This is a genomic window from Mucilaginibacter phenanthrenivorans, from assembly GCF_024721155.1.
GTDB lineage: Bacteria > Bacteroidota > Bacteroidia > Sphingobacteriales > Sphingobacteriaceae > Mucilaginibacter > Mucilaginibacter phenanthrenivorans.
This window is the reverse complement of the sequence record NZ_JAHVAP010000004.1, coordinates 153,983-179,419: the sequence shown is the minus strand read 5'-3', so window position 1 is coordinate 179,419 and position 25,437 is coordinate 153,983. Positions and strand designations below refer to the sequence as shown.

Below are 25,437 nucleotides of genomic sequence, written 5' to 3'. Positions count from 1 at the left end.
TCAATAGATATGAAAACATTAAATCTAAGATCAAAAAAATTATACTGGGTACTATCGGCATTGATGGTATTTGGCTTTGCATCCTGTAAAAAGGAAAGCGCTAATATAGTGGGCGGGAAAGGTGCACCGGTAATTACGCGGGTGCGCACCGTAACAAAAAGCCAGGTTGACTCCATGTTAACCATTACTACTATAACCTATGATTCGCAGGGAGTGGCAACTACGGTAACCAGCCCTAATTATAATCCGCAGGTTATCAAGTTTGATTCAACTACAACTACGGGTAAAAAGCAAAACCTTTACGCCATAATTGGTCAAAACCTTGGGAGCGTAGTCTCTGTAAAGTTTAACGGTGTATCGGCCTATTTTAATGCGGCCCTGGTATCTGATAACTCAATAATAGTAGGCATCCCGCAGGATATCCCAACCGGCCCCGATCAGCCTAACAAGTTAGTGGTTACAACCTTACATGGTTCCGTTAGTTATGATTTTACTGTATTAACGCCACCGCCGACAATTTCAAAAGTTTCGGACTATAACTTTGTGGCCGGCTCGGAAATTACCTTAACAGGGGTAAGTTTTGCTACAGTAACCGCAGTAACTATTAATGGAACCACTGATGCTGCTACTATTGTAAGCAAGGTTGATACCCAGATGGTTATTAAAATGCCTGCCAGTACAATAAACCGGGCAAACCTTATATTTACCTATGCATCCGGCCAGGCTGCAAGCACACAGGAGTTTGTTGACCTTGATAACGCATACCAGATCTTTGTGAACAACGATTTCAAAAACTCATGGGGCGATAATTCATGGTCACATCCGTCAGGTGTATCAACAACAACTGCACATATGGGCACCGCTTCAATTGTGGCAACGTATCCTGCAGGCGCATGGCAAATTGAAGGATGGGCAAACTGGTACCCAAGTATTGATTACAGCGCGGATTATAAATACTTAACCTTCTGGGTTAAAGGCGGGACTGTAACGCATACGCTGGTATTGGTTGGCGATCAGATGGCCGGCGGATACGGCCAGGTTCAGAATCAATATGCTTATGCAGCCCAATTGGTTACCGTGCCTGCAAAAGTGTGGACATACTTTAAGATCCCTTTAGGCGCACCATCATCAAGCAATCCTAATTTGCTTAACTTCTGGAAAAACGGAACACCTGCCAAGCAATTAGGTTTCTTTTTACAAGGCCAAAATGGTGATGTTAATGAAACAATGTACTTTGATGAAGTTGCATTTATAAAATAATACCGGTTTTATAGCGATGGGCGAACCGGCAGAGGGCGGCCCGTCGTTATAGAAAAGGGTGTCGAAAAACGTAAAAAGTAATATGAGTTATATAATTTATTTAGTTGGTTAATTATAAAGTCATCACGGGTTTGGCCCAGGCCAGGCAAGTGGTGGCTTTTTTTAAATCTTACGATAGTGCCAAACATGAAAGTTTATTTACTTACAGGTTGTGTGTTAATGCTGATGATGCTTAATAGCGCATTCGCTCAAAAAAACCTGGTAACAAACGGTGGTTTTGAAGATGAGCTTTACGGGTGGAATAATAACGGTGCGCAGCTTACCCCATATGATTTTAACACAGGAAAAAACAGTTGTGCGATAGTGGCGGCAAATACAGAAAATTGGGTGGGTGTAGATCAAACGATCCGGGTACCTAAGAAAGCAAGAAATATAGAATTTAGCGCATGGTTAAAAGCTGTGAATGTTGTAAAAGGTAAGAATGAATGGGATGGCGCCATATTTACCATTGTTTTTTTAGATGTGTTGGAAAAAGAGGTAGGGGACGGGGTAAATATTGCCAGGATAACGGGCGACCAGGGATGGACACTGCTTTCAAAAAAAATTACTATTCCCGACAAAGCGGTAAGCTTCAAAATTTTAATCGCACTGGGAAATGCGTCAGGAACATTGCTGGCAGATGATGTGATGGCGAAAGAGGTTGATTAAATTGAACAAGTAATTTGTGCTAATTACCAATTCCGCCAAATCAGCCAAATAAACCACGTACTCTAGCTAAATTTAAAAATAATGTTAAATTCGTATCACCAATTTGATTTTTTTGTACACTAAATTTATTTTATAATGACGAGTAATGTAATGCGTGAAATTACCCCGCTGACACCGAGCGATTGTTTTACTATTTTTTCGCGGGTTAAGAAGAAATTTGATTTTCCGCTTCATTATCATGATGAATATGAATTGAACCTGATAATAAATGCAAAGGGTGCAAAGCGCGTTGTTGGAGGGCATATCGAGGTGATTGATGAGTTGGAACTAGCCCTGATTGGTCCTAATTTGTACCACGCCTGGTTCACTAATCAATGTACAAGTGAAGAGATAACAGAAATAACTATCCAGTTTCATAAGGATCTTTTTGATGAGAAATTTCTGAAAAGGAACCAGCTGAGCTTCCTAAAGAACATGCTGGAGCGCTCACAAAGGGGGATAATATTTGCTCCTGAAACAATCCTTTCGCTTAAGGACCGGTTGCTGAACCTGGATAAAAAGAATGGTTTTGATTCTGTATTGGAGTTGTTGTCTATTCTGCATGATCTTTCTATCTCGCGGAATATGAAGACGTTATCCGACCCGAGCTTTACCAACGAAAAGTTTTATTACAACAGCCGGCGGATAGAACGCGTGTTTGAACATATGAACACCAATTACAACAAACAGGTAACCCTCGCAGAGGTAGCCCGCATTGCTAATATGCCCGAAGCATCATTTAGTCGCTTTATAAAAAAGCGCACCGGTAAAACCTTTATCGATAGCCTGAATGAGATTCGCCTTGGTCATGCCTCCAGGATGCTGATTGACTCAACCACTACAGTAGCCGAGATTGCCTATAAATGCGGATTTAACAATATTTCCAATTTCAACAGGATCTTTAAACGAAAAAAACTTTGCATACCCAAAGAGTTTAGGGAAACCTACACCGGGAACAGGGTTTTTATTTGATGTGCGAATTTTTAATGTGCGGATGTGCGGATAACAAAATCATATTTGATAAAATACTAACTATAAAATGTTAAAAAAGTATCATAATGGTATTTTGAGTAATCCTATTTTTAACTTGATCATTCGCACATCTGCATATCCGCACATTTGCACATCTTTTTCAAATTAGCACGTCAATGAAGTTACACCCTATAGATCTTGCCATAATAGCATTATACCTGCTGAGCACCATATTTATAGGGCTGTGGTACCGTAAAAAAGCTAAGGAGAATAAAGAAAGCTATATGCTGGGCGGTAAATCGCTGCCCTGGTATAAGCTTGGCCTGAGCGATGCCTCGGATATGTTCGACATCAGCGGCACCATGTGGATGGTAAGCCTTTGCTTTGTATACGGCATGAAGAGCATCTGGATCCCCTGGCTGTGGCCGGTATTTAACCAGGTGTTTTTAATGATGTACCTGTCGCGCTGGCTCCGGCGATCAAACGCGGCAACCGGGGCCGAATGGCTGGCCACCAGGTTTGGAAAAACCGGTGCAGGCGTAACCAGTTCAAGCCTGGTGGTAATTGCTTTTGCGTTGCTGAGCTGCTTGGGTTTCCTCGCCTACGGCTTCATTGGCCTGGGCAAGTTCATTGAAATTTTTGTACCGTGGGATTTGTTAAAAGGGTACATCCCGTTTGACGTGGCCCCGCAATATGTGCCGCATGTTTACGGAATCATCTTCACCCTGTTTGCCATGTTTTACTCCATTTTAGGGGGGATGCACAGCATCGTTGTTGGTGATATGGTAAAGTACGGCATCATGACGGTAGCTTGTACCTGGATCGGGATCATTGCAACGGCACATATGAAGGGTAACCCCTTGCATGTTCCTAACGGATGGTACAGTCCGTTCTTCGGGTCACATTTGGGGCTTAACTGGTCGGGGATAATAACCGAGGTAAACGCAAAAATAAAAAGCGACGGCTATTCATTATTCGGTCTGTTTTTTATGATGATGACCTTTAAGGGATTCTTTGCAGCGCTTGCCGGCCCGGCACCAAACTATGATATGCAAAAGATCCTGTCGACCAGATCACCGGAAGAAGCAAGTAAAATGAGCGGTTTTGTTAACATCATATTGCTGCCCATCAGGTATACGCTGATCATCAGCCTGACTATTCTTGGCCTGCTGTTTTATCACCAGATGAATTTAAAGAATGGAGCCGGGGAGATTGATTTTGAACGGATCCTGCCTGCGGTGATCAATAATTTTTTGCCGGTTGGTTTGGTAGGCTTGCTGCTGGCGGGTTTGTTGGGCGCATTTATGAGCACGTTCAGCGGCACGATGAATGCGGCGCAGGCGTACATAGTGAATGATATCTACCTAAAATATGTAAACCCGCAGGCATCCACCAAAAAAATAATTACCATGAATTATTTGGTAGGGATTATAGTGGTAGCATTAGGTGTGGTCCTGGGATTTTTTGTGAAGGACGTTAACAGCGCACTGCAATGGATTGTATCCGCGCTTTATGGCGGATATGTAGCATCGAATGTTTTAAAATGGCATTGGTGGCGCTTTAACGCAAGCGGTTTTTTCTGGGGAATGCTGACCGGGATCGTGACGTCGATGGTGTTCTCACTGGTCGTGCCCGATGGGGAACTGTTATACTGGTTTCCGGTGTTGTTTGGCTTGTCGCTGGCTGGGTCAATAATAGGTTCGTATGCAGTACCACCAACGGAAATGGCCGTTTTAAAATCCTTTTACTCAACCATTCGTCCGTGGGGATTTTGGGAGCCGGTTAAGCAGGCGGTGATGCTGGATGATCCGTTATTTCAACCAAACAGGAATTTTAAGATCAACATGTTTAATGTGGTGATTGGCACTGCGGCACAATGCTGTTTAACCATTTTACCCATGTACCTGGTGCTAAGGCAAAAAATGCCCCTGCTGGTTACCGTGGGAATTTTGGCAGTGATTGTGGTGATATTAAAGAAAACATGGTGGGATAGGTTGAAGGAGTATTGATCATGATTTCACCGATTTGCTGTGATTTCACCGATTTAGAAATGAATAAATAGAATAATTGAGATTAAGAACACATGAATAAAGAGTTTGAAAAACGTTTAAACCTGTTGGAGACTGCCCACCGGCAGCTGATCAATGAGCCAAATGAGGTTTTGGGAATTGGTAACGGCGTTTTCGACCGATATAAAAACCCGGTTCTTACCGCCGCACATACGCCGCTGTTTTGGCGTTACGACCTTAACCCTGAAACCAATCCGCACCTGATGGAACGTTTCGGGATTAACGCTGCCTTTAACGCCGGGGCAATTAAATTGGGTGATAAATATTTGATGGTGGTACGTGTTGAGGGTGCCGACCGTAAATCGTTTTTTGCCGTGGCGGGGAGTCCAAACGGGATCAGCAACTTTACTTTTTGGGAATACCCGGTTGATATGCCCGAAACTAATGAGCCCGATACGAATGTATATGATATGCGCCTGACGGCGCATGAGGACGGCTGGATCTATGGCCTTTTTTGCACCGAGCGCCGCGACCCGGAAGCACCTGCACACGACCAAAGCATGGCCGTAGCAGCCTGTGGTATTGCCCGTACAAAGGACCTGCTGAAATGGGAGCGGCTGCCTGACCTGATTACCAAATCGCCCCAACAGCGAAACGTGGTTTTGCATCCGGAGTTTGTGAATGGAAAATACGCATTATACACCCGTCCGCAGGACGGTTTTATAAGCGCCGGAAAGGGTGGCGGGATAGGTTTTGGCTTAAGCGACACCATGGAAAATGCCCGGGTGGACGAAGAAACAATCATCGACAATAAAAATTACCATACCGTTTACGAAGCAAAGAACGGGCAGGGCCCTGCGCCAATAAAAACAGACAGAGGCTGGCTGCACCTGGCGCACGGCGTGCGTAATACCGCCGCCGGTTTACGCTACGTGCTGTACATGTTCATGACCGATTTGCATGATCTGACGAAGGTATTATACAAACCTGCAGGTTACTTTTTAGCTCCTGAGGGCGAAGAGCGTATTGGCGATGTATCGAACGTGGTATTTTGCAATGGATGGATCAGGGATGATGACGGGTCGGTTTATATCTACTACGCATCGTCGGATACGCGGATGCATGTTGCTAAGAGCACAGTAGATAAGCTGGTGGATTATGTGATGAATACACCGGCGGATGGCCTGCGCTCGGCGTCATCGGTTAATACATTGAACAGGATTATAGATGAGAACAATGCATTGTTGAGTGCGAAGACCTTGGTGGATAAATAACAATTAAATAACTTTTGTCATTGCGAGCGATAGCGCGGCAACCTCGTCGGTATACCTGGCGCTAATGCATGACGAATATGTATGGCGACGAGGTTGCTTCGTCGTTCCTCCTCGCGATGACAAGAGAGTGAATTAAGTTTATAAATGTAAAATGATCAATCAACCAAATATTAACCATCAACTTACAGCCTTCAAGCAAGGGCTAATGGATGAATTATCCCGCATCCTTGCTTATTGGGCGGCTATTACGCCTGATACGGCTAATGGTGGTTTTTATGGTAAAATTGATAACAACAACAAGATAACCGCAGAAGCCCCGAAGGGATCTGTGTTGAATGCCCGCATTTTATGGACGTTTTCTGCTGCCTATAACCGCAAGGCCGACCCCTTATTTATGGTGATGGCAAAGCGCGCCTATCAATACATCTGCGATAAATTTATAGATGGTGAGTTAGGCGGAGTGTACTGGTCGGTTGATTATAAGGGGAAGCCGCTGGATACGAAAAAGCAGGTTTATGCCATCTCTTTCACCATTTATGCACTGAGCGAGTTTTACCGTGCAAGCGCAATTGAGGCTGCTAAGCAAAAGGCAATCGACCTGTTTCACTTGTTGGTTGAAAAGGCTTATGATCCCATAAAGACCGGCTATTTCGAAGCTTTTACAAAAGATTGGCAATCCATCGCCGATCTGCGCCTGAGCGATAAGGATGCCAACGAAAAGAAGACCATGAATACCCACCTGCACGTGCTGGAGGGCTTTACCAATCTGTACCGCATTTGGCCTGATATTACTTTGAGGGATCACATCAGCGGCTTGCTAAATAACTTTTTTAGTCATTTTATCGATCACAAAACCTGGCACCTGGCGCTGTTTTTTGACGAGAACTGGAACCGCAAAGGCGATCTTATTTCCTATGGACACGACATCGAGGCCACCTGGCTTTTGCTGGAAGCGGCGGAAGTGATTGGTGAAGAAGCAAGCATCCAACGAATAAAGGAAATTGCCATAAAAATTACTGATGCCACTATTGCCGGGCTTGATACAGATGGTGGCCTGTGGTATGAATATGATCCCTCAGCAAATCATCTAATAAAAGAAAAACACTGGTGGGTACAAGCAGAAGCGTTGGTTGGCTTTTTTAATGCGTGGCAGATCTCGGGCGACGAGAAGTACCTCAACATCGCCATAAATAACTGGCAATTCATAAATAACAAAATACTGGATAAACAAAACGGAGAATGGTTTTGGGGAATCAACGAAAACGGGCAGGTAATGCCCGGTGAAGATAAAGCCGGCCTTTGGAAATGCCCTTATCATAACAGCAGGGCGTGTATGGAAATAATTAGAAGGATCAGTTGATTAAGTTAGATTGGGTTGATTAGGTGAATGGTTACTTTTCGCTGGGAATAAAAATCGTTGACAAATTAAGTTAAAACATGAAAAAATATATACTATCAATACTATTAATAGCAGTTATTGCCCTGCAATCCTGCAAAAAGGATGCGGCGCCAAAAACTAACAATGGTGGTGGTACCGACAATGGAGACGGTACCATAATTGCCGGTACCGATCCGGGTATTGCCAATACACAGGGTTTTTTCCTGGATAACTGGGTGGCAAAAACTTTTACTGCGCCAAACACTGTCAACGCGGCAAAGCCATCAGCAAGCGGGGCGGTTAGCGTAACGGTTGACCTGAGCCAGGTAACCACAAAAGTTTCCAAATACCTGTTCGGCAATAACACCAACCCTTATATGGGCCAGTACGTTACCGAGCCGGTGCTGATGGGAAACTTAACTGCACTCGCGCCTAATATTTTGAGAGCTCCGGGCGGTAGTTTATCTGATATTTATTTCTGGAACGGCGACGGAAGCACGGTTGCTGCCCCGGCAGACGCCCCTGCAAACCTGGTGGATGTTACCGGCGCTTCGAAACCCGCAGGCTATTGGTTTGGCAACAATACCCAAAGCTGGACTTTTACTGTAGACAATTATTACAAGGTATTGCAGCAAACTAACAGCACCGGGCTTATTGTGGTTAACTATGGTTATGCACGTTACGGCACCAGCGATCATCCGGATCAAACCGCCGCTCATCTCGCTGCCAACTGGGTGCGATACGATAAAGGGAAGACTCAATATTGGGATATAGGAAACGAAAATTATGGCAACTGGGAGGCTGGATATAGAATCGACAGGTCGCTTAATAAGGACGGGCAGCCCGAATATTTAACCGGTACGTTATATGGCACACATTTTAAGGTGTTCGCCGATTCGATGCGGAAAGCTGCGGCTGAAGTTGGCAATACAGGGATTAAAATTGGCGCTGTGCTTACCTCATCAAACGATGTAAACAACAATGCCGGGGTAACCAATTGGAATGCTGATGTGTTAAAGGCTACCGGTAACTCGCCTGATTATTTTGTAGTGCATAATTACTATACGCCATATAATGATAATACTACTGCCGATGTTATTTTGGCTACGCCATCATCGCAAACAACAGCCATGATGAGTTGGGTAAAAACTTCGGTAACCAACGCAGGGGTTACGCAAAAGCCGGTTGCGCTTGATGAATGGAATATCCAGGCAACAGGCTCGAGTCAAAATGTATCTAATATTGCCGGTTTGCACGCAGTAATGACGCTGGGCGAGGTGCTGAAAAGCCAGTTTAGTATGGCAAGCCGCTGGGACCTGGCCAATGGTTGGGATAGTGGCAACGACCAGGGTATGTTTAATATAGGCGATGAGGTTGGCATAGCAAAATGGAACCCTCGACCAGCCTTTTACTACATGTACTTCTTCGAGAAATATTTTGGCGACCGCATGGTGAGCGCCACAACCGGAACCAGTTCTATTGCTTGTTATGGCTCGTCATTTTCATCGGGCGAGGCTGGAGTGGTATTGGTAAACAAGGCCAACTTCGACCAGGTGGTGACGGTTACCATCAAGAACTTTGCAGCGGGTACAAAATATTACTATTATACACTTAATGGCGGCAGCGATAACGCACCATTTTCGCACCAGGTATTTGTAAACGGCGTTGGTCCTGCTAATGGGACTTCGGGCGGACCGGATACCTATGCTGCCATAGCAGCAAGTTCGGCAAGCATTTCGGGTGGTATAACGGTGAATGTTCCGAAATATGGGGCTGTGTTTTTAGTGGCGGATAAAAAGTGATATTTAGATAGGGATGGTTAATTTTGATTTAAACCGATCAACAAAATGAAAAACCTGAAGAATCAATTACTGCTGTTAGTATTTTTAGTTTCGTCCGCATTTGCAAAACCTGTAGTAAATTATAACATAAAGGATTACGGTGCCATTGGCGATGGCGTTAACCTGGATAGCAAAGCTATAAACAAGGCCATTGATGCGGCTGCCAGCGCAGGCGGAGGCACAGTTTATTTGCCGGCTGGAAATTACCTGTCAGGATCTATTCATTTAAAAAGTAATATTTCTTTGTTTATCGACCAGGGTGCAACCGTAATAGCTGCCCCGGTTACTGCGGAGAATGGCTATGACGAAGAAGAGGCGAGCGTAAACACTACATTCCAGGACAGCGGGCACAGTCACTGGCATAATAGTTTAATCTGGGGCGAGAATTTGCACGATGTATCGATACTGGGACAGGGGAGGATCTGGGGAAAGGGTTTGTATAGAGATTATGTAAAAAACAAACAATCGGCCAATAAAGTAATTGCGCTGTATTTATGCCGGAATGTAAACATCAGGGACATCTCTGTTTTGCAAGGCGGCTGGTTTGCCATTCTTGCAACCGGCGTTGATAATTTAACCATAGATAATGTAATACTGGATACCAACCGCGACGGAATGGATATTGATTGCTGCCGTAATGTGCATGTTTCCAATTGCAGCGTGAACTCACCTTATGATGACGGGATCTGCCTAAAAAGCACATTCGGTTTGGGTTTTGCCCGCGCTACCGAAAATGTAACCATTACCAATTGTGGTGTGAGCGGCTTTGACGTGGGATCGTTTTTGGATGGCACGTATAAAAGATCGCTTAAATCGCCTACGGGCCGGATAAAATTCGGTACAGAATCGAACGGCGGGTTTAAGAATGTTACCATTTCCAACTGCACTTTTAACTTTTGCCGCGGCTTGGCTTTGGAAACAGTGGATGGTGCGTTGCTGGAGGATGTAACGATTACCAACATCACCATGCGTGATATTGTTAACGCACCCATTTTTTACGCCTGGCTTCAAGAATGCGCGGCCCGGATGGTGTGCCCATTGGTGAATTGCGGAGGGTGATCATCAGCAATGTGGTTGCATACAACGTTGAAGCAGGGCAGGGTGTATTGATCAGCGGGATCCCGGAGCATAATATTAAGGACATCGACCTAAAGGATATAAAGATCTGGTTTAAGGGAGCAGGCACGGCTGAACAAGCCAAGCGTGATGTACCGGAATTGGAAAAGGGATACCCGGAGCCGGACACGTTTGGCATATTACCTGCATACGGCTTTTTTGTAAGACATGCCGAAAACATCAAAATAGATAACGTAGAGCTGCATACCCTAAGTGAGGACCAGCGCCCGGCATTTGTTTTTGACGATGTGCAAGGAGCTGAGTTGAGATTTGTAAAGGCACAAACGCCAGGTGGGATATCACCAATCAGCATAAAAAAACCGTCAACAATAACTTTATTTCAATCATTAGCCATGCCCGACGGAAAGGTTAAAAACTAGATTATGAACCCACAAAGCATAAAACGCTCCCTGTTTGCCGCGCTGTTTTTTATAGCAGCAAGCACTTCATTATTCGCTCAAAAATTTGAGGAACTGGCGCAAACACCGCCAATGGGCTGGAACAGCTGGAATACCTTTCAAACCAATATTGATGAGCCTTTGCTAAAGGGGATGGTGGATACTTATGTTTCGTCGGGTATGCGGGATGCTGGCTATACTTATTTTGTATTGGATGACGGCTGGATGGCGATGGAACGTGATAAGGACGGTAACCTGGTTGCCGATCCGAAGAAATTTCCCAACGGCATGAAAGCCTTTGCCGATTACGTGCATTCAAAGGGATTGAAGTTTGGGATCTACAATTGTGCCGGCACAAAAACCTGCGCTGGTTATCCCGGTACCCGCGGTTATGAATACCAGGATGCCCGCCTTTATGCCTCATGGGGCGTTGATTATTTAAAATTTGATTGGTGCAACAGCGAGGGCATAAATGCCAGGGAAGCTTATACCACCATGAGCAAGGCCATCCGTGCAGCGGGCAGGCCGATGATCTTTAGTTTGTGCGAATGGGGGCAAAATCAGCCATGGAAATGGGCAAGTGGTGTTGGTCAGCTTTGGCGCAGTACGGGCGATATTTGGGCCGGATTTGAGAAAAACCTTAGCAAGGGCAGTTGGACGGCCTTAAGCGTGCTCACCATATTGGATAAGCAGGATAGCATAAGGCAATATGCGGGGCCGGGCCATTGGAACGACCCCGATATGCTGGAAGTAGGCAACGGGATGAAATATAACGAGGATAAAGCGCATTTCTCGCTGTGGTGTATGCTGGCCGCGCCGCTAATGGCAGGAAATGATCTTCGCAAAATGAGTGATGAAACAAAATCTATACTAACCAATAAGGAGGTTATTGCTATAGACCAGGATGCTTTAGGTATTGAGGGCTTCCGTTTTTATTCGTTCGATGGGCTGGAGATCTTTATAAAACCCTTAGCCAATAACGAACTGGCTGTTTGCTTTTTAAACCGGTCGAATCATCCGCAAACGGTAACCTATAACTGGAAGGATCATGCTGTCAACGACGCCATCTCCAAAACTAATATCGACTTTAACAAGACAACCTACAAGCTACGCGACCTTTGGGCGAAGAAGGATCTCGGCACAACGGATAAGGTTTTTAGACAGGTTATCGGCGCAGATGATGTGGTGATGGTGAGGTTGGGGAAATAATGTGCGGATTTTTGATGTACGGATAAACTTCGCAACGACGATAGCGGCGAAATAGCCGTCAAAAATGTGCATACATAGAAAAATTTTAAAGTGATAGTATAAAACAAATGGCGAAATAAGCCGTTAAAGAGCTGTATTGAAAAAGTAAGCAACCTGTTTTAACATATTTTAACGGTTGTGTAGATAGATTTTTTTATATCATTGCATTAATGAAGATCAGGGATTTTAGAGTATTAACCGGCGCTTTTTTTATGTTCGTCTTTTGTGTAAAGATGGCAATATCTGTTGCTCCTATATTCCTGAATCTTGATGATAAGATAGCCAATGCGGTGATCAACCAATTGGAGCACGAGTCGAAAACAGATAAGGACGACCTGGAAAAGGATCTTACAAAAGAGAAAAAGGTCTTCGACGAATTTTATTTTCATTCTTTTGAGCATACCACCTTTGTTGCAGAAACAAGTGTGCTGCACAACTTAGAGAACTCCCTTTACAAACAGGTGTATCACCCTATTGTACCCACCCCGCCTCCGAACGCATAAATGACTTTGCCGCAACCCTGCGGATTTTTAATTCATTTATAGTTTCATCAAATTTTTCCTTTTATGCAAAATGAGCACGGTGGGTCTGCATCAGGCGGTCTCAACCTTCGTAAATATTTTTTATCTAAAAATTTAAAGAAGGATCTTCCTTCAAGTATAGTAGTTTTCCTGGTTGCCCTGCCCCTGTGTTTGGGCATAGCTTTGGCATCGGGTGCGCCTTTATTTTCCGGTTTGCTGGCAGGTATAATTGGCGGTATAGTTGTTGGTACGCTCAGCGGGTCGCAGCTTAGCGTGGCCGGGCCTGCTGCCGGCTTAACAGTTATTGTGTTAACGGCCATTACCACCCTGGGTTCGTTCGAAGCTTTTTTATTGAGCCTGGTTATAGCCGGAGTTTTACAAATGGTTTTCGGGTTAATAAAGGCAGGGACCATTGCTAATTACTTTCCCTCAGCAGTAATTGAGGGGATGCTGGCGGCCATCGGGATAATCCTCATTTTAAAACAATTTCCGCATGCCGTAGGCTACGATGCGGATTTTGAGGGCGATGAGCGCTTTAGTCAAACCGATGAAGGCAATACCTTTTCAGGCATATTGGGGGCTTTATCAAGGGTAAATTATGGTGCGGTTATCATTACCATGGTATCGATGGCGCTGATGATATACTGGCCGAAATTTAAAAAATTGGCCATTGTTCCTGCTCCGCTGCTGGTAGTTTTGGCGGGAATTGGTTTAAGCATTGCGTTTGCAAATAGCGGGATCGCCCTGCTCGAAAAGCAGTTTGTTCATATCCCGTTAGTAAACAGCACAGCCGAGTTTATGGCATTGTTTAAAAGTCCCGATTTTAGCATGATAGGCAATAAACAGATCTGGATAACGGCGGTTACCATAGCCGTTGTTGCCAGCCTGGAGACCCTGCTGAGCCTGGAAGCAGTTGATAAGATAGACCCCATAAAGCGGATCTCACCAACCAATCGCGAGCTGGTAGCACAGGGAGCCGGTAACCTGATCAGCGGTTTATTGGGCGGCCTGCCTATGACGGCTGTGATTGTCCGCTCATCGGCAAATGTTAATGCAGGGGCACGTACCAAAGTTAGCGCTATTGTGCATGGCTGTCTGCTGCTGGTGTCACTACTGTTGATCCCGGTAGTTATTAACCTTATCCCATTATCATGTTTGGCTGCCATCCTGCTGATCACCGGCTATAAATTGGCGCGGATAAGCTTGTTTAAACACATGTGGCATAAGGGCCTCGACCAGTTTATACCTTTCGTAGTTACCATTGCAGCTGTAGTTTTTACCGATTTGCTTATTGGTGTAGGCATAGGAATGTGTGTAGGGGTATTTTACATCCTGCGTACCAATATGCGCAACCCGTATTTTTACCAGATAGACAAGAACGGTGATAAGAAGACTATACGGATAAGGCTTGCAGAAGAGGTTTCTTTTTTAAATAAAGCCGCTATTCAAATTACGTTGACAAGTCTGCCGAAAGGCACAGATGTAATTATCGACGGCTCCAACTCCAGGTATATTGACCAGGATGTACTGGAGATAATTCAAAACTTTAAGCATAATGCTTATACCAAGGGCATCATTGTACAACTGCACGAGGTGCGTGAACGATATGATGTACCACCTTTAAAACAATTAATGTATAACCCCAATTAAATTTTAAGATCATGTTAGTTAAAGAAAATAAAGTAAACAACAATAACAACTATATAAAACCGGCAATTGATGTCAAGCAACTGAAGCCGGTAGCAACCGATAATTATAGCTCCCTGCTTAAAGGGAACAGCGACTGGGTGGAAAGAAAACTCAAGGAAGATGCTGACTACTTTAATAAGCTGGCTGCCGGACAAAGCCCCGAGGTGCTCTGGATAGGCTGCTCAGACAGCCGTGTACCTGCAAATGTTGTTACAGGAACCCAACCGGGAGAAATATTTGTACACCGGAACATTGCCAACGTATGTGTACACTCCGATATGAACATGCTGAGTGTGCTTGATTATGCTGTAAATGTTTTAAAGGTAAAGCATGTTATCGTAGCTGGTCACTATGGTTGCGGCGGCGTAGCGGCTGCCTTAAGTAACAAACAGTTTGGCCTGATTGATAACTGGCTGCGGAACATCAAGGATGTTTACCGCCTACACAGCCATGAGCTTGACCGGATCTCCGACAAAACGACAAAGCTGAACAGGTTGGTTGAGTTAAATGTAATGGAACAGGTTTATAACCTGTGCAAAACCAGCATCATTCAAAATGCCTGGAAGCAGCGCACCGACCTGCAATTGCATGGATGGGTAATTGACCTGGCAACAGGCTTGGTTAAGGATTTGAAAGTAAGCAGCGATGGGCCCGATAACCTGGGCTATGTGTATGAGCTTGATAGTGTTGAGGCCGTAGCAGCCGCACACTAACATGTGTTTAATCTAGCTTAAGGCAGGGGCATATTCCTGATATGTTACCCTGCCTTTTTGTATCTGTTGTATTTATACTATTTTTGCGCCTTATACGCCAACAGGCAAATATCAGCAGGTGCTAAGACAATCAAAGGAAGACAGGACATTTAAGGAAAACCTCATGCTGGCATCGTCAACTGCGGTGGCATCCGGGATTACCAATGTTGCAGGGATGGTGGCGTTCCTGGCGTTTACGGCAAATATTACCGGCCACGTGGCTAACCTGGCCAAGCATATTGTTGAGCAGAATTTTAGGGAGATCATTGTATTCCTGATCTGGCTGCTGATGTTTTTTGCGGGAGCCTTTATATCCAGCTTTATTGTTCGCTCTTATATTCATATCAGTAAATACAAGGCGCATTCCATCCCAATCATCATCGAGATAGTAGTACTTCTGTTCGTTGCTATCTATGGACATAATTTTTATAAGGAAACTATGCTGGAGCGCGAGTTGGTTATCGGCGCTATTATATTCGCAATGGGCTTGCAAAATAGCCTGGTGTCCATTATATCGGGCGGTGTAATCAAAACATCACACCTTACCGGCTTATTTACCGATCTGGGCGGGGAGGTTTCAGAACTGCTCCACCCCAGGGGCGAGGCAAGCAGTACGCTTAAAAACAAGATTTATATCAGGATCACCATCCTTAGCTTTTACCTGATCGGCGCTGTTGCAGGCGGCTTGCTGTTTGATGTTTTCGACTTTGCTATTTTTTACTTTGTGCCGGTTATTTTATTAACGATACTTTATTACGATCTGTCTCCGCTGGCATTGCATAAGTTGAGCAAGGTGTTTTCAAAATAGGCGGTATAATTACAAATGGTTAACATTCTGTTGATGCAAAATAAAGCGATATAATCAATATCTTTATATTTTTGCCTTTACAACTAACATCCCCCTTAAACAACATGTGCGCTAAACTTATTGATGATAATGCACCTGCCACCACGCAGGAATTGTACAGTAGCCTGCTTGAAGGTAACAAACAGTTTGTAAAAAACACCCTTGATGCCGATCCTGAATATTTTCAAAAACTTGCGGCGGGGCAGACGCCGCCTGTGCTTTGGATAGGCTGTGCAGATAGCCGGGTTCCAGCTAACCAGATCACCAACATGCCTCCGGGCGAGATCTTCGTTCACCGTAACATTGCCAATATGGTTGTACATTCGGATATGAATATGCTGTCGGTGCTGGATTATGCGGTGAATGTATTAAAGGTAAAGCACGTAATAGTAACCGGGCATTATGGTTGCGGCGGCGTGATGGCCGCAATTACTAACCAGCAGTACGGGCTGATTGATAACTGGCTAAGGCATATAAAGGATGTTTACCGCCTGCATGCCAGCAAATTGGAAACCATTACAGATATTAACGAACGCTGCGATAAACTGGTGGAATACAACGTAATTGAAAACGTTTACAACCTGTGCAAAACATCCATCGTTCAAAATGCCTGGGCAAACGGGCAGCAGATTGGCGTGCATGGCTGGGTGTATAGCCTTAAAACCGGCATCATCACCGATATGAAGGTGAGCGCTTATGACAACGCCAATATGCAGAACGTGTTTAAGTTTAAATAGTTCATGGTTAATGGTTCATAGTTCATAGCCGGAGGGTGGATGGTGCTTAGCAAAATAGCGTAACGAAAAATGGTTCACAATTCATAGCGCTTTCTTTTGCTATGAACCATGAACCATCAACTATGAACCTCTTCTACAGTTCCTTCGCCAAAAACGGGTACCTGTAATCCTTTGGCGGATCGAAAGTTTCCTTTATGGTACGGGGGGATACCCAACGCAATAAATTGATCATTGAGCCTGCCTTATCATTTGTACCTGAACCTCTTGCACCGCCAAATGGCTGCTGACCAACTACTGCACCTGTCGGTTTATCGTTGATATAGAAGTTACCTGCAGCATTACGCAAATGATAGGTCGCCTTTGCAATAGCATAACGATCTTGTGAAATGATGGAGCCGGTTAGCGCGTAGATGGACGTCTTGTCAACAACATCAAGGATCTCGTCAAATTTGTCGTCTTCGTATACGTAAATAGTCAATACCGGGCCGAAAAGTTCTTCGCACATGGTTACGTAATAAGGATCATCAACCCTTAAAACAGTCGGCTCAACAAACCAGCCTTTTGATTTGTCGTAACCACCACCTGCAACCAGCTCAACGCTTTTATCATTCTTAGCTGCATCAATATATTTTGCCAGTTTATCGAAGGATACTTCGGTGATAACGGCGTTAATGAAGTTTTGGAAATCCTCAACCGGGCCAATTTTGAATGAGGTAATATCGCGCTGCATGTTGGCTTTTACAGCAGGCCACAATGAAGCGGGAATATAGGCCCTTGAAGCAGCTGAGCATTTTTGTCCCTGGTACTCAAACGCACCGCGAACAAGTGCAGTGCTTACCACATCAGCGTCGGCGCTTGGGTGAGCAAGCACAAAGTCCTTACCGCCGGTTTCGCCAACTATGCGCGGATAGGTTTTGTATTTGTGGATATTGGTACCAATAGTCTGCCAGATATTCTGGAACACTTTGGTCGATCCTGTAAAGTGGATGCCTGCAAAATCAGGGTGATTAAAGATCACCTCGCCTGCAACCGGGCCGTCAACATAAATTAAATTGATAACGCCATCAGGCACACCAGCTTCCTTAAATACCTGCATCAATACGTTTGCTGCAAAAATTTGAGGGTATGCCGGCTTCCAAACTACTACGTTACCCATCATGGCTGCAGAGGCTGGCAGGTTACCTGCAATTGCGGTAAAGTTAAATGGAGTTAAAGCGAATATAAAGCCTTCCAGCGGGCGTTGTTCTACACGGTTCCAAACACCTTTGCCCGATACAGGCGGCTGTTGCTTGTAGATCTCAGTCATGTACTCTACGTTAAAACGCAGGAAGTCGATGAACTCACAGGCAGCATCTATCTCAGCCTGATAAGCATTCTTCGACTGGCCAAGCATGGTTGCCGCGTTTATTTTTGCGCGGTATGGGCCTGCGATCAACTCGGCAGCTTTTAAAAATATGGCTGCGCGTTGTTCCCACGGCAGTTCTTCCCAATTGGCTTTTGCTGCCAGGGCAGCATCAATTGCCGCGGTTACATGGCTGGCGTCGCCTTCAGAAAATGTGGCCAGTAAATGTTTGTGATCATGTGGCGGACGGATCTCCAGCTTTTTGCCGGTGCGTACTTCCTTGTCGCCGATGTACATCGGGATATCGATCTGATGGGCGCGGGCCTCATCCAAAGCAGCTTTTAGCGCTGCTCGTTCCACACTGCGCGGACCGTAATTCAATACCGGTTCGTTCTGCGGTGGCGGAACGTTAAAAAATCCTTTAAGCATGTTTGTCAGTTATTACATGGCAAAGATATGAATTGATGTGCAGATTTTTAATGTGCCAAATTGCAGATTGCATAAGATTGACAGAGAGGGAGGAGGTGTGCGTTTTGCGTATATCTACAACCATGAAAAGCATCAATGGAGTAAGTCCCGGGTGACGAATTTCGAAAAAACTAACAGGGCACAAAGGCAAAATCTTAAAGCAAATATTGTGATGGGGCTCAAACCATCGCAATATTTGTTATCTGGACGGTGATTTACGCCGCCATGTTATCTTGTTTCTACTCGTCCGCCGGTTCCCAGAGCTCAATAATGTTCCCTTCCGGATCAAGCACATGAACAAACTTACCGTAGTCGTATTCGGCAATTTCATCAACAATGGTCACATTGTCTTTCTTTAGCTCGTCGAGCAGTGCAACCAGGTTTTCTACCCGGTAATTGATCATAAAAGGTTTTTCAGACGGATTGAAATACTTAGTGTCCTGCGGAAATGTACACCAGGATGTAGATCCTTGTTTCGACGGATCATCGGCTTCCCGCCACTCAAATGTAGTTCCGTATTGACTGGTTGGCAATCCCAGGTTTTTAACATACCACTCATTCATGCCTTTCGGGTCATTGCACTTAAAAAATACGCCGCCAAGGCCCGTTACTTTTTTCATATTTAATCAGATTTTAATTTACGCGTTTACCATCGCCGGTTTAGCCTTACTTTTAAGTATCAGCGCAGCTATTATAGATACTATGATCCCAACCGGCACAATTTCCAAATAGGTGAACATCACCCGAAAGGCCGGGCTTGTTTTATATTATGTCATCGTGACTGCCAATTCAGCTCCCTGCTTTTTTATTTCCCCGGCGCTTGCCCCAGTCGCCTTCAATTCGGCTAATACCTGGGCTTGATACCTTTCACCGTAATCAGGAACGAAATATTTAAAATCTATCATCCAGACCACCACATATACAGTTGATGCGATAAGCGTTATTAAAAGCCCTATTTGAAGCGCCTTTCCAAAAGTAATTACGCCGCTGTTGTCATTATCGCGGTAGTTTTTTATTGCTACAAAAATGAGCGAAAAGGCTAGTATCATAGATGCATAGCCAAGAACCATCCGCGTATTTAAGCTTAAGCTATCGTTCAATACGCCTGCGCTAACAACGGCCCATGCAGCGGCTACAAATCCGCCTGTCAACCCGCAAGTCCAAATTGTCCTTTTCATTGTTTTATTGTTATAAGTTTTAAATCCGGCTCAAAATTGGACTAATGGTCTCTGTTTTTAGTCATACTTTAGGGTGATTTTTGATAAAATTAGCGATTATCATGCTAAAGAACAATGCGAAGCAGATGTAAAACCAACCGTTTTGTTTTTTCAGTTGCCAGCGTACAACGTTTATATTTTAATTATTTATTTTTAGCCCGTTATAAATTTAACCAACATGAACCCATCAAGACTTTTAACAATCGCAATCGTTTTTTTTACTGTCAGCAGCTACGCGCAGATAACACCGCAGCCTAGCACGACACAAACCATTACCCAGGATTTTGGATTAGGAAAGATCAATCTTACTTACTCAAGACCAAATACAAAGGGCCGCAAAATTTTTGGTGTAACCGAGCCTTACGACAAGGTTTGGCGCACCGGTGCTAATTCGGCAACGGTATTGAAGTTCAGCGATGATGTTTCGCTTGAAGGTCATAAGGTACCGGCAGGTGAGTATGGTTTATTCAGTATTCCCGGCGAAAAACAGTGGACTATAATTTTGAGCAAAAACGCAAAACAATGGGGCGCTTACTCCTATAAGGAAAGCGAAGATTTTTTACGCTTCACAGTAACTCCCGAAAAAACAGCAAAACCGGTAGAAACCTTTACTATCCAGTTTGCTAATATTTATCCAACCAGCGGTGAAATGCAGTTGATGTGGCAAAATACTGCGGTTACCATACACTTAACCTGCGACATCGACTCAAAGATAATGGCGAATATCGATTCGGCTATGAAAACGGATAAAAAGCCTTACTATGATGCGGTTATATATTACTGGAATAACAATAAGGATATGGCTAAAGCTCTGGCCTGGGCAAATGAGATGGGAAAAATCCCGGGTATGCCACCTTATGTGGCAAAGCTTTGGGTAGCACGTGTACAGCTGAAGAAAGGCGACAAGGTCGCGGCAGCTGCAACCGCTAAAGAGGGTGTAAAGTTAGCCGGTGATGGTAAGAACGAAGAGTACGTTCGGTTGAATAGCGACGTACTCGCAGCTGCAACCAAATAACCAAAAAAATCTTGAAAAGAAAAGGTCCGGCTATTAACCGGACCTTTTTGATTTTATTAAGATCGATCTGTCTATCTTCGCCTGTCATTTTTAGGATAACCTTCCTCATCAAGGTCTGTACGGTCATCCTCCGGGGTATGGCTTAAAGCCTTGTCTGCGGCGTCAAGCTCAACTATCTCGCCATCGTCAATGTGCATGCCCAGTTTATCTACATCGGTTTCTAACGATTCATTGGGAATATACTCTTCGCCTGCATCGTAGGGGTTTGCCTCATCATAGGTGGAGTTCATGTCCTCCCCATTTTTTACCGAAGTATTATATGGGTCGGCATGCTGGTATTCAGGATCGTCGCTTTTAACGTCGTATTCAAAGCTGTCGTCTTCTGCGTTATAGTTAAGGTTTTCCTTGTCGATGGTTTCGCCAAGTTCATCCTTTAGGGTGCGGTCCCGGTCTTCGCCTTCACTGTCAAAAACGGGGTCGAATGGTTCGTTACTCATGGTGTTATAGTTTTTAGTTGTTGTAAAAATATTAGCATTTGCAGATGTTTGGCAATTTAACAGAACAATCTTTACAAACCCTTCCACCAACTACAACCGAACTAATAAGTGATTTGTTTTCGGTACGAGGTACTTGCTGACCCGATTGCAAATTTTACGCCCAAAGTAATTTGTGAATAGGCATCGTTGTGTGTTCCGGCCGTAAAACCATCCAGCCCGTCGCCTAAAATTATATTATAACCGTAGGCAAGATCTATTTTTGCGCTTGGTTGTGAATACCTGTTGTACAGCTTTAACTCATAGCCAACACGCAGCGGAACAAAGGGTTCCTTGCTTTTATTTTCACCATCCGTATAAAATCCAGCAACTTTTTCGGAAGTCCGGCTGATCTGCGTTATATTATTGAATACGAACCCAATGCCGGCCGATACATACAGGTTTTTAAGCGCGTTATTGAACTGGCTGTTCGAATAATCCAGGAACTCGCCAAATTGCAGCTGCCCCCGAAAAATAAAGGCACTAAAATCATTGTTGAAATACCGGCCTGATTTGGTAAGCACTGAATCGCCGCCCCTTAGTTTTCCAAGCTGTGCCTCCCAAACAAAATTTGTATACGGTGTTGCGTTATAGGTAAAATTGAAGTGAACGGAAGCGGTGCTGGTAACAGTTTCAGCGTCGCCATAAACCTTATTCATACCTGCGCCTACCCCAATGTCATATTGCGCATAGTTGTAGCCCAACTGGGCCTTGGCTATAAATGCCGAAAAACAAACTATTAAAGTTATGAGCGATGTTTTCTGGAAGAGTTTTATCATAATTTAAACAGCAATGGTTGTTACCTAACAAGTTTAACCAAAAGTTGATTTATATATTTTATAAAAATAGCATTTAGCTTCAATAAAGTTGAATAAAGTTATTTTATGTTGATTGGGTTGGATTGAGTTGACTAAGTTTTATCCCTGTAACGTTATTTTGACGTTCAGATTATGCAATCTTAACAAACAAGTCACCCAATCAACCACGCACTTAATCAACCAATTTTATATATTTGGAGCCATTAAAAAAATAATCGTATCAAAGATGTCGAAAATTAAAGTAGAAAATCCTGTAGTTGAGCTTGACGGCGATGAAATGACCCGTATTATATGGAAATTTATTAAAGACAAGCTGATAATTCCGTACCTGGATCTTGATATTAAGTACTATGACCTTGGTATTGAATATCGTGATGAAACTAACGACCAGGTTACCATTGATGCTGCAAATGCCATTAAACAATATGGTGTTGGTATTAAATGCGCCACTATTACACCTGATGAAGACCGTGTAAAGGAATTCAACTTAAAACAAATGTGGAAGTCGCCAAACGGTACTATCCGTAATATTTTGGATGGAACAGTTTTCCGTGAACCAATAGTTATGGCAAATGTTCCGCGTTTGGTACCAAACTGGACGGCGCCTATCTGTATTGGCCGTCATGCTTTTGGCGATCAGTACCGTGCTACCGATTTTGTAACCAAGGGAAAAGGCAAGCTAACCATTAAATTTACGCCTGAAGATGGTAGCCCTGAGCAATCGTTTGAGGTTTTCAACTTTAAAGGTGACGGCGTGGCTTTGGCAATGTATAACACTGACGAATCGATCAAAGGGTTTGCACGTGCATGCTTTAACCAGGCATTACTGAAAAAATGGCCTTTATATCTTTCCACCAAAAACACTATCCTCAAGAAATACGATGGCAGGTTCAAGGATATTTTCCAGGAAATCTACGAGCAGGAATTCAAGATTGAGTTTGAAGCCAATCAGCTTACCTACGAGCACCGCTTAATTGATGACATGGTTGCTTCTGCATTAAAATGGCATGGTAACTTTGTATGGGCCTGTAAGAACTATGACGGCGACGTTCAATCAGATACCGTTGCACAGGGTTTTGGCTCATTAGGTTTAATGACCTCAACTTTGGTTACTCCCGATGGCACCGTTATGGAAGCTGAAGCTGCACACGGTACCGTAACCCGCCACTACCGCGAACACCAGGCCGGTAAGCCAACTTCGACCAACCCTATTGCATCTATTTTTGCATGGACCCGTGGTTTGGAATTCCGTGGTTTGCTTGACAACAACCAGGAATTGATTAACTTCTGCAAGGCGCTTGAAGAAGTTTGTATCGAAACCGTTGAAAGCGGAAAAATGACCAAGGATCTGGCCATCACTATAAAACCAAAAGTGGAACATGGTACAGATTACCTTTACACCGAAGAATTCTTAGCAGCTATTGATGAGAATTTGAAGGTGAAATTGGGGAAATAAAATTCTAATGTAGAGACGCAATATCTTGCGTCTTTGGTAAATATTAAAAAGTCCGCGTAGAGATATGCGGACTTTTTAATGAAGTAAAGAATGCTTGTCTATGCAAAAATCGCGATAAACAATTTAGGCAAACCAACCGCTATTGCAACGCCATAAGCAACATCGAGCCAGAAGAAGCTACCTAATGACCCAAGGTAAATAAGGCCGATAACCGGGTAACCGATAATTTTTACAATCAACGAGGTTTCTGAATCCTTTAAAACCTGCCAAATGGCTTTCCCGTCGCCGGTGCTAGGGAAGGCATGCATTGCGATGGATACACCTAAATAAACCAACAGGTAATCAGCAACGGTGGCATTATCAAAAGTAAACACCGGCAGTGCCGCTGGGAATGCGATAAACGCACCGATTATAGTATTTACAAAAAAAGGCCCCACGCTGATTAGCATGGTCTGCCATTTATTTGAAACGGTCTCGTGTAAAACATAGCCAGCCGGGTTACCGGTTTGAAAATAAACTACCTTAAAAACGGGCACCTTAAACCACCTGCAGAAAAGTTGGTGAGCAAGCTCGTGTACTATAACGCCCGGAAAGGTTAGCAACGATATTAAAAAACCTGGGATTAGCATGGTTTAAGGTTTAGTTTGAAATTTAATTTTATTTGAAATAATATCTTTAGCGTACAGCATATACGATTTGCTAACCGAATCTTTTTCAGCTGATTTTACAATTGCATCCCGCTGCTTGAAATTGTTGTTGAGGTGCAAAGCGATCGCAAGCGTAGCCAGGTTATAAGGATTGGTATTGTCAAGATCAAAGCCGCTTTGTGCAAGCTTTAGTCCCTCCTTATTTTTGCCGGTTTTTAGCAGCGTACGCGCCTTTGACGACATGGCAAAAACTGATTGATTGTTTATAGCCAGCAATCTGTTGCAATAGATAATGGATGAGTCTGGTTGGTTGATCTCACGCTTTACCATTGTTTTTAAAGTGAGTGCCGGTATAAAATCAACATCAATGCTTAATGTTCGCGAAAGCAGGCTATCTGCAGCCGGGTATTTTTCCTGGTTAACGTAAGACGCTGCAAGCGAATAAATGCCATATATATCCGTCGGGAATTGTTTAATAAACCGTTGGTAAGCGGTATCCGGAATTATAGCGTGTTTGTATTGCTTGAAAATGGTATTAAAAGTGTCGGAAGGAAAGTATTCGCGGGTTTGGCGCATTACATAATCCACCTTGTTGTAAAGCGAGGTGTCCTCGAATTTTTTACCCTGTAAGCTGCTTGACATAGTGTCAATAGTTTGGAAATCGCCATTATAAAAAGCAGCAATTGCCAAATGCGATTGTACATCTATCGATCCGGGTATCAATTTCCTTGCTTTTTCGAGCTCTTGTTGCTCTGTAAAATAATTATGATGTGCTTCATTGCTTTCGGCACGTGATAAAATCATGGCGGTTTTTAAATTACCGGGCAGCCATATAAATGATATCAACATAACAATAGCAATGCCTGCACCGAATAGTTTTACCCATAAAGGGATGGGGAAGTTGATAAACTTTTCGCGGCAGTCTGCACATAGCTTGTTTGGATAACCGGGTACAAAATCCGGGTTGCCGCAATTTATACAAACATTCTCAACCGGGGTGTTTTCTGCAATTGGTTCCTGGGTATTATCCACGGGGTTTTAATTATGATTAAGGTGAGAGAAAATTACGAATTTTATATTGAAAAAAATATTATTCAAACTAAATCAAATTGGTTTTTATGTTTTTCCATTAAATATTTATCTGATAACTTA

At 43.8% G+C, this 25,437-nt stretch carries 24 protein-coding genes; 17 read left to right on the top strand and 7 right to left on the bottom strand.

Annotated elements, in window-relative coordinates:
- Nucleotides 1-9 precede the first annotated feature (9 nt).
- The 15 genes from KXD93_RS10445 to can all read left to right on the top strand — a co-directional run bounded on the left by KXD93_RS10445 (nucleotide 10) and on the right by can (nucleotide 16,789).
- Complete coding sequence (locus KXD93_RS10445; protein WP_258137036.1) at nucleotides 10-1,260, top strand: IPT/TIG domain-containing protein; 1,251 nt, start codon at nucleotides 10-12, stop codon at nucleotides 1,258-1,260.
- A gap of 186 nt (nucleotides 1,261-1,446) precedes the next feature.
- Nucleotides 1,447-1,968, top strand: coding sequence for a carbohydrate binding domain-containing protein (locus KXD93_RS10440; RefSeq protein ID WP_258137035.1), 522 nt, complete (start codon nucleotides 1,447-1,449; stop codon nucleotides 1,966-1,968).
- A 135-nt stretch (nucleotides 1,969-2,103) separates the two neighbouring features.
- A complete protein-coding gene (locus tag KXD93_RS10435) occupies nucleotides 2,104-2,979 on the top strand; it encodes an AraC family transcriptional regulator (RefSeq protein WP_258137034.1) in 876 nt (291 codons plus the stop codon).
- A gap of 176 nt (nucleotides 2,980-3,155) precedes the next feature.
- Nucleotides 3,156-4,988 carry a sodium:solute symporter family protein gene (locus tag KXD93_RS10430; protein WP_258137033.1) on the top strand — a complete coding sequence of 611 codons (1,833 nt, stop codon included), beginning with the start codon at nucleotides 3,156-3,158 and terminating at the stop codon, nucleotides 4,986-4,988.
- A 74-nt stretch (nucleotides 4,989-5,062) separates the two neighbouring features.
- On the top strand, nucleotides 5,063-6,262 hold the full coding sequence (locus KXD93_RS10425; RefSeq protein ID WP_258137032.1) for a glycoside hydrolase family 130 protein: 1,200 nt from the start codon (nucleotides 5,063-5,065) through the stop codon (nucleotides 6,260-6,262).
- 151 nt (nucleotides 6,263-6,413) lie between these two features.
- Nucleotides 6,414-7,622, top strand: coding sequence for an AGE family epimerase/isomerase (locus KXD93_RS10420; RefSeq protein WP_258137031.1), 1,209 nt, complete (start codon nucleotides 6,414-6,416; stop codon nucleotides 7,620-7,622).
- A gap of 77 nt (nucleotides 7,623-7,699) precedes the next feature.
- On the top strand, nucleotides 7,700-9,442 hold the full coding sequence (locus KXD93_RS10415) for an alpha-L-arabinofuranosidase (RefSeq protein ID WP_258137030.1): 1,743 nt from the start codon (nucleotides 7,700-7,702) through the stop codon (nucleotides 9,440-9,442).
- Between the two features lie 45 nt (nucleotides 9,443-9,487).
- A complete protein-coding gene (locus tag KXD93_RS10410) occupies nucleotides 9,488-10,540 on the top strand; it encodes a rhamnogalacturonidase (protein WP_258137029.1) in 1,053 nt (350 codons plus the stop codon).
- On the top strand, nucleotides 10,495-10,977 hold the full coding sequence (locus tag KXD93_RS10405; RefSeq protein ID WP_258137028.1) for a hypothetical protein: 483 nt from the start codon (nucleotides 10,495-10,497) through the stop codon (nucleotides 10,975-10,977). The genes KXD93_RS10410 and KXD93_RS10405 overlap by 46 nt, the downstream gene beginning before the upstream one ends.
- Nucleotides 10,978-10,980: 3 nt before the next feature.
- Nucleotides 10,981-12,204 (top strand): glycoside hydrolase family 27 protein, encoded by a 1,224-nt coding sequence (locus tag KXD93_RS10400; protein ID WP_258137027.1) that lies wholly within the window; start codon nucleotides 10,981-10,983, stop codon nucleotides 12,202-12,204.
- A 209-nt stretch (nucleotides 12,205-12,413) separates the two neighbouring features.
- Nucleotides 12,414-12,746, top strand: a complete 333-nt coding sequence (locus KXD93_RS10395; RefSeq protein ID WP_258137026.1) for a hypothetical protein — start codon at nucleotides 12,414-12,416, stop codon at nucleotides 12,744-12,746.
- Nucleotides 12,747-12,809: 63 nt separating this feature from the next.
- Nucleotides 12,810-14,414 (top strand): SulP family inorganic anion transporter, encoded by a 1,605-nt coding sequence (locus KXD93_RS10390; protein WP_258137025.1) that lies wholly within the window; start codon nucleotides 12,810-12,812, stop codon nucleotides 14,412-14,414.
- Nucleotides 14,415-14,425: 11 nt separating this feature from the next.
- Nucleotides 14,426-15,166 carry a carbonic anhydrase gene (locus tag KXD93_RS10385; RefSeq protein WP_258137024.1) on the top strand — a complete coding sequence of 247 codons (741 nt, stop codon included), beginning with the start codon at nucleotides 14,426-14,428 and terminating at the stop codon, nucleotides 15,164-15,166.
- A 118-nt stretch (nucleotides 15,167-15,284) separates the two neighbouring features.
- The gene (locus tag KXD93_RS10380; protein WP_258137023.1) at nucleotides 15,285-16,013 is read left to right on the top strand and encodes a YoaK family protein; all 729 of its coding nucleotides are present in this window, start codon (nucleotides 15,285-15,287) and stop codon (nucleotides 16,011-16,013) included.
- Nucleotides 16,014-16,117: 104 nt separating this feature from the next.
- Nucleotides 16,118-16,789, top strand: a complete 672-nt coding sequence (gene can, locus KXD93_RS10375) for a carbonate dehydratase (RefSeq protein ID WP_258137022.1) — start codon at nucleotides 16,118-16,120, stop codon at nucleotides 16,787-16,789.
- Nucleotides 16,790-16,922: 133 nt separating this feature from the next.
- Here the strand turns inward: can and pruA are convergent, their stop codons facing one another.
- The 3 genes from pruA to KXD93_RS10360 all read right to left on the bottom strand — a co-directional run bounded on the left by pruA (nucleotide 16,923) and on the right by KXD93_RS10360 (nucleotide 19,777).
- Nucleotides 16,923-18,560 carry an L-glutamate gamma-semialdehyde dehydrogenase gene (gene pruA, locus KXD93_RS10370; RefSeq protein ID WP_258137021.1) on the bottom strand — a complete coding sequence of 546 codons (1,638 nt, stop codon included), beginning with the start codon at nucleotides 18,558-18,560 and terminating at the stop codon, nucleotides 16,923-16,925.
- 278 nt (nucleotides 18,561-18,838) lie between these two features.
- A complete protein-coding gene (locus KXD93_RS10365) occupies nucleotides 18,839-19,219 on the bottom strand; it encodes a VOC family protein (protein WP_258137020.1) in 381 nt (126 codons plus the stop codon).
- 147 nt (nucleotides 19,220-19,366) lie between these two features.
- Entirely contained in the window at nucleotides 19,367-19,777 is a 411-nt protein-coding gene (locus KXD93_RS10360) for a DUF4199 domain-containing protein (RefSeq protein WP_258137019.1), read from the bottom strand.
- Between the two features lie 217 nt (nucleotides 19,778-19,994).
- Here KXD93_RS10360 and KXD93_RS10355 point away from each other — a divergent pair, with 217 nt between their 5' ends.
- Complete coding sequence (locus KXD93_RS10355) at nucleotides 19,995-20,831, top strand: DUF2911 domain-containing protein (protein WP_258137018.1); 837 nt, start codon at nucleotides 19,995-19,997, stop codon at nucleotides 20,829-20,831.
- A gap of 71 nt (nucleotides 20,832-20,902) precedes the next feature.
- Here the strand turns inward: KXD93_RS10355 and KXD93_RS10350 are convergent, their stop codons facing one another.
- Both KXD93_RS10350 and KXD93_RS10345 read right to left on the bottom strand, forming a co-directional pair.
- Nucleotides 20,903-21,328, bottom strand: a complete 426-nt coding sequence (locus KXD93_RS10350; protein ID WP_258137017.1) for a hypothetical protein — start codon at nucleotides 21,326-21,328, stop codon at nucleotides 20,903-20,905.
- A 101-nt stretch (nucleotides 21,329-21,429) separates the two neighbouring features.
- Nucleotides 21,430-22,143 (bottom strand): hypothetical protein, encoded by a 714-nt coding sequence (locus KXD93_RS10345; RefSeq protein WP_258137016.1) that lies wholly within the window; start codon nucleotides 22,141-22,143, stop codon nucleotides 21,430-21,432.
- A 265-nt stretch (nucleotides 22,144-22,408) separates the two neighbouring features.
- On the opposite strand from KXD93_RS10345, the gene KXD93_RS10340 reads away from it, so the two are divergent.
- Complete coding sequence (locus KXD93_RS10340) at nucleotides 22,409-23,638, top strand: NADP-dependent isocitrate dehydrogenase (RefSeq protein ID WP_258137015.1); 1,230 nt, start codon at nucleotides 22,409-22,411, stop codon at nucleotides 23,636-23,638.
- 98 nt (nucleotides 23,639-23,736) lie between these two features.
- On the opposite strand, the gene KXD93_RS10335 is transcribed toward KXD93_RS10340, so the two are convergent.
- A complete protein-coding gene (locus KXD93_RS10335; RefSeq protein ID WP_258137014.1) occupies nucleotides 23,737-24,267 on the bottom strand; it encodes a DUF3267 domain-containing protein in 531 nt (176 codons plus the stop codon).
- Nucleotides 24,268-24,270: 3 nt separating this feature from the next.
- Nucleotides 24,271-25,317 carry a tetratricopeptide repeat protein gene (locus tag KXD93_RS10330; protein ID WP_258137013.1) on the bottom strand — a complete coding sequence of 349 codons (1,047 nt, stop codon included), beginning with the start codon at nucleotides 25,315-25,317 and terminating at the stop codon, nucleotides 24,271-24,273.
- Between the last annotated feature and the right edge of the window lie 120 nt (nucleotides 25,318-25,437).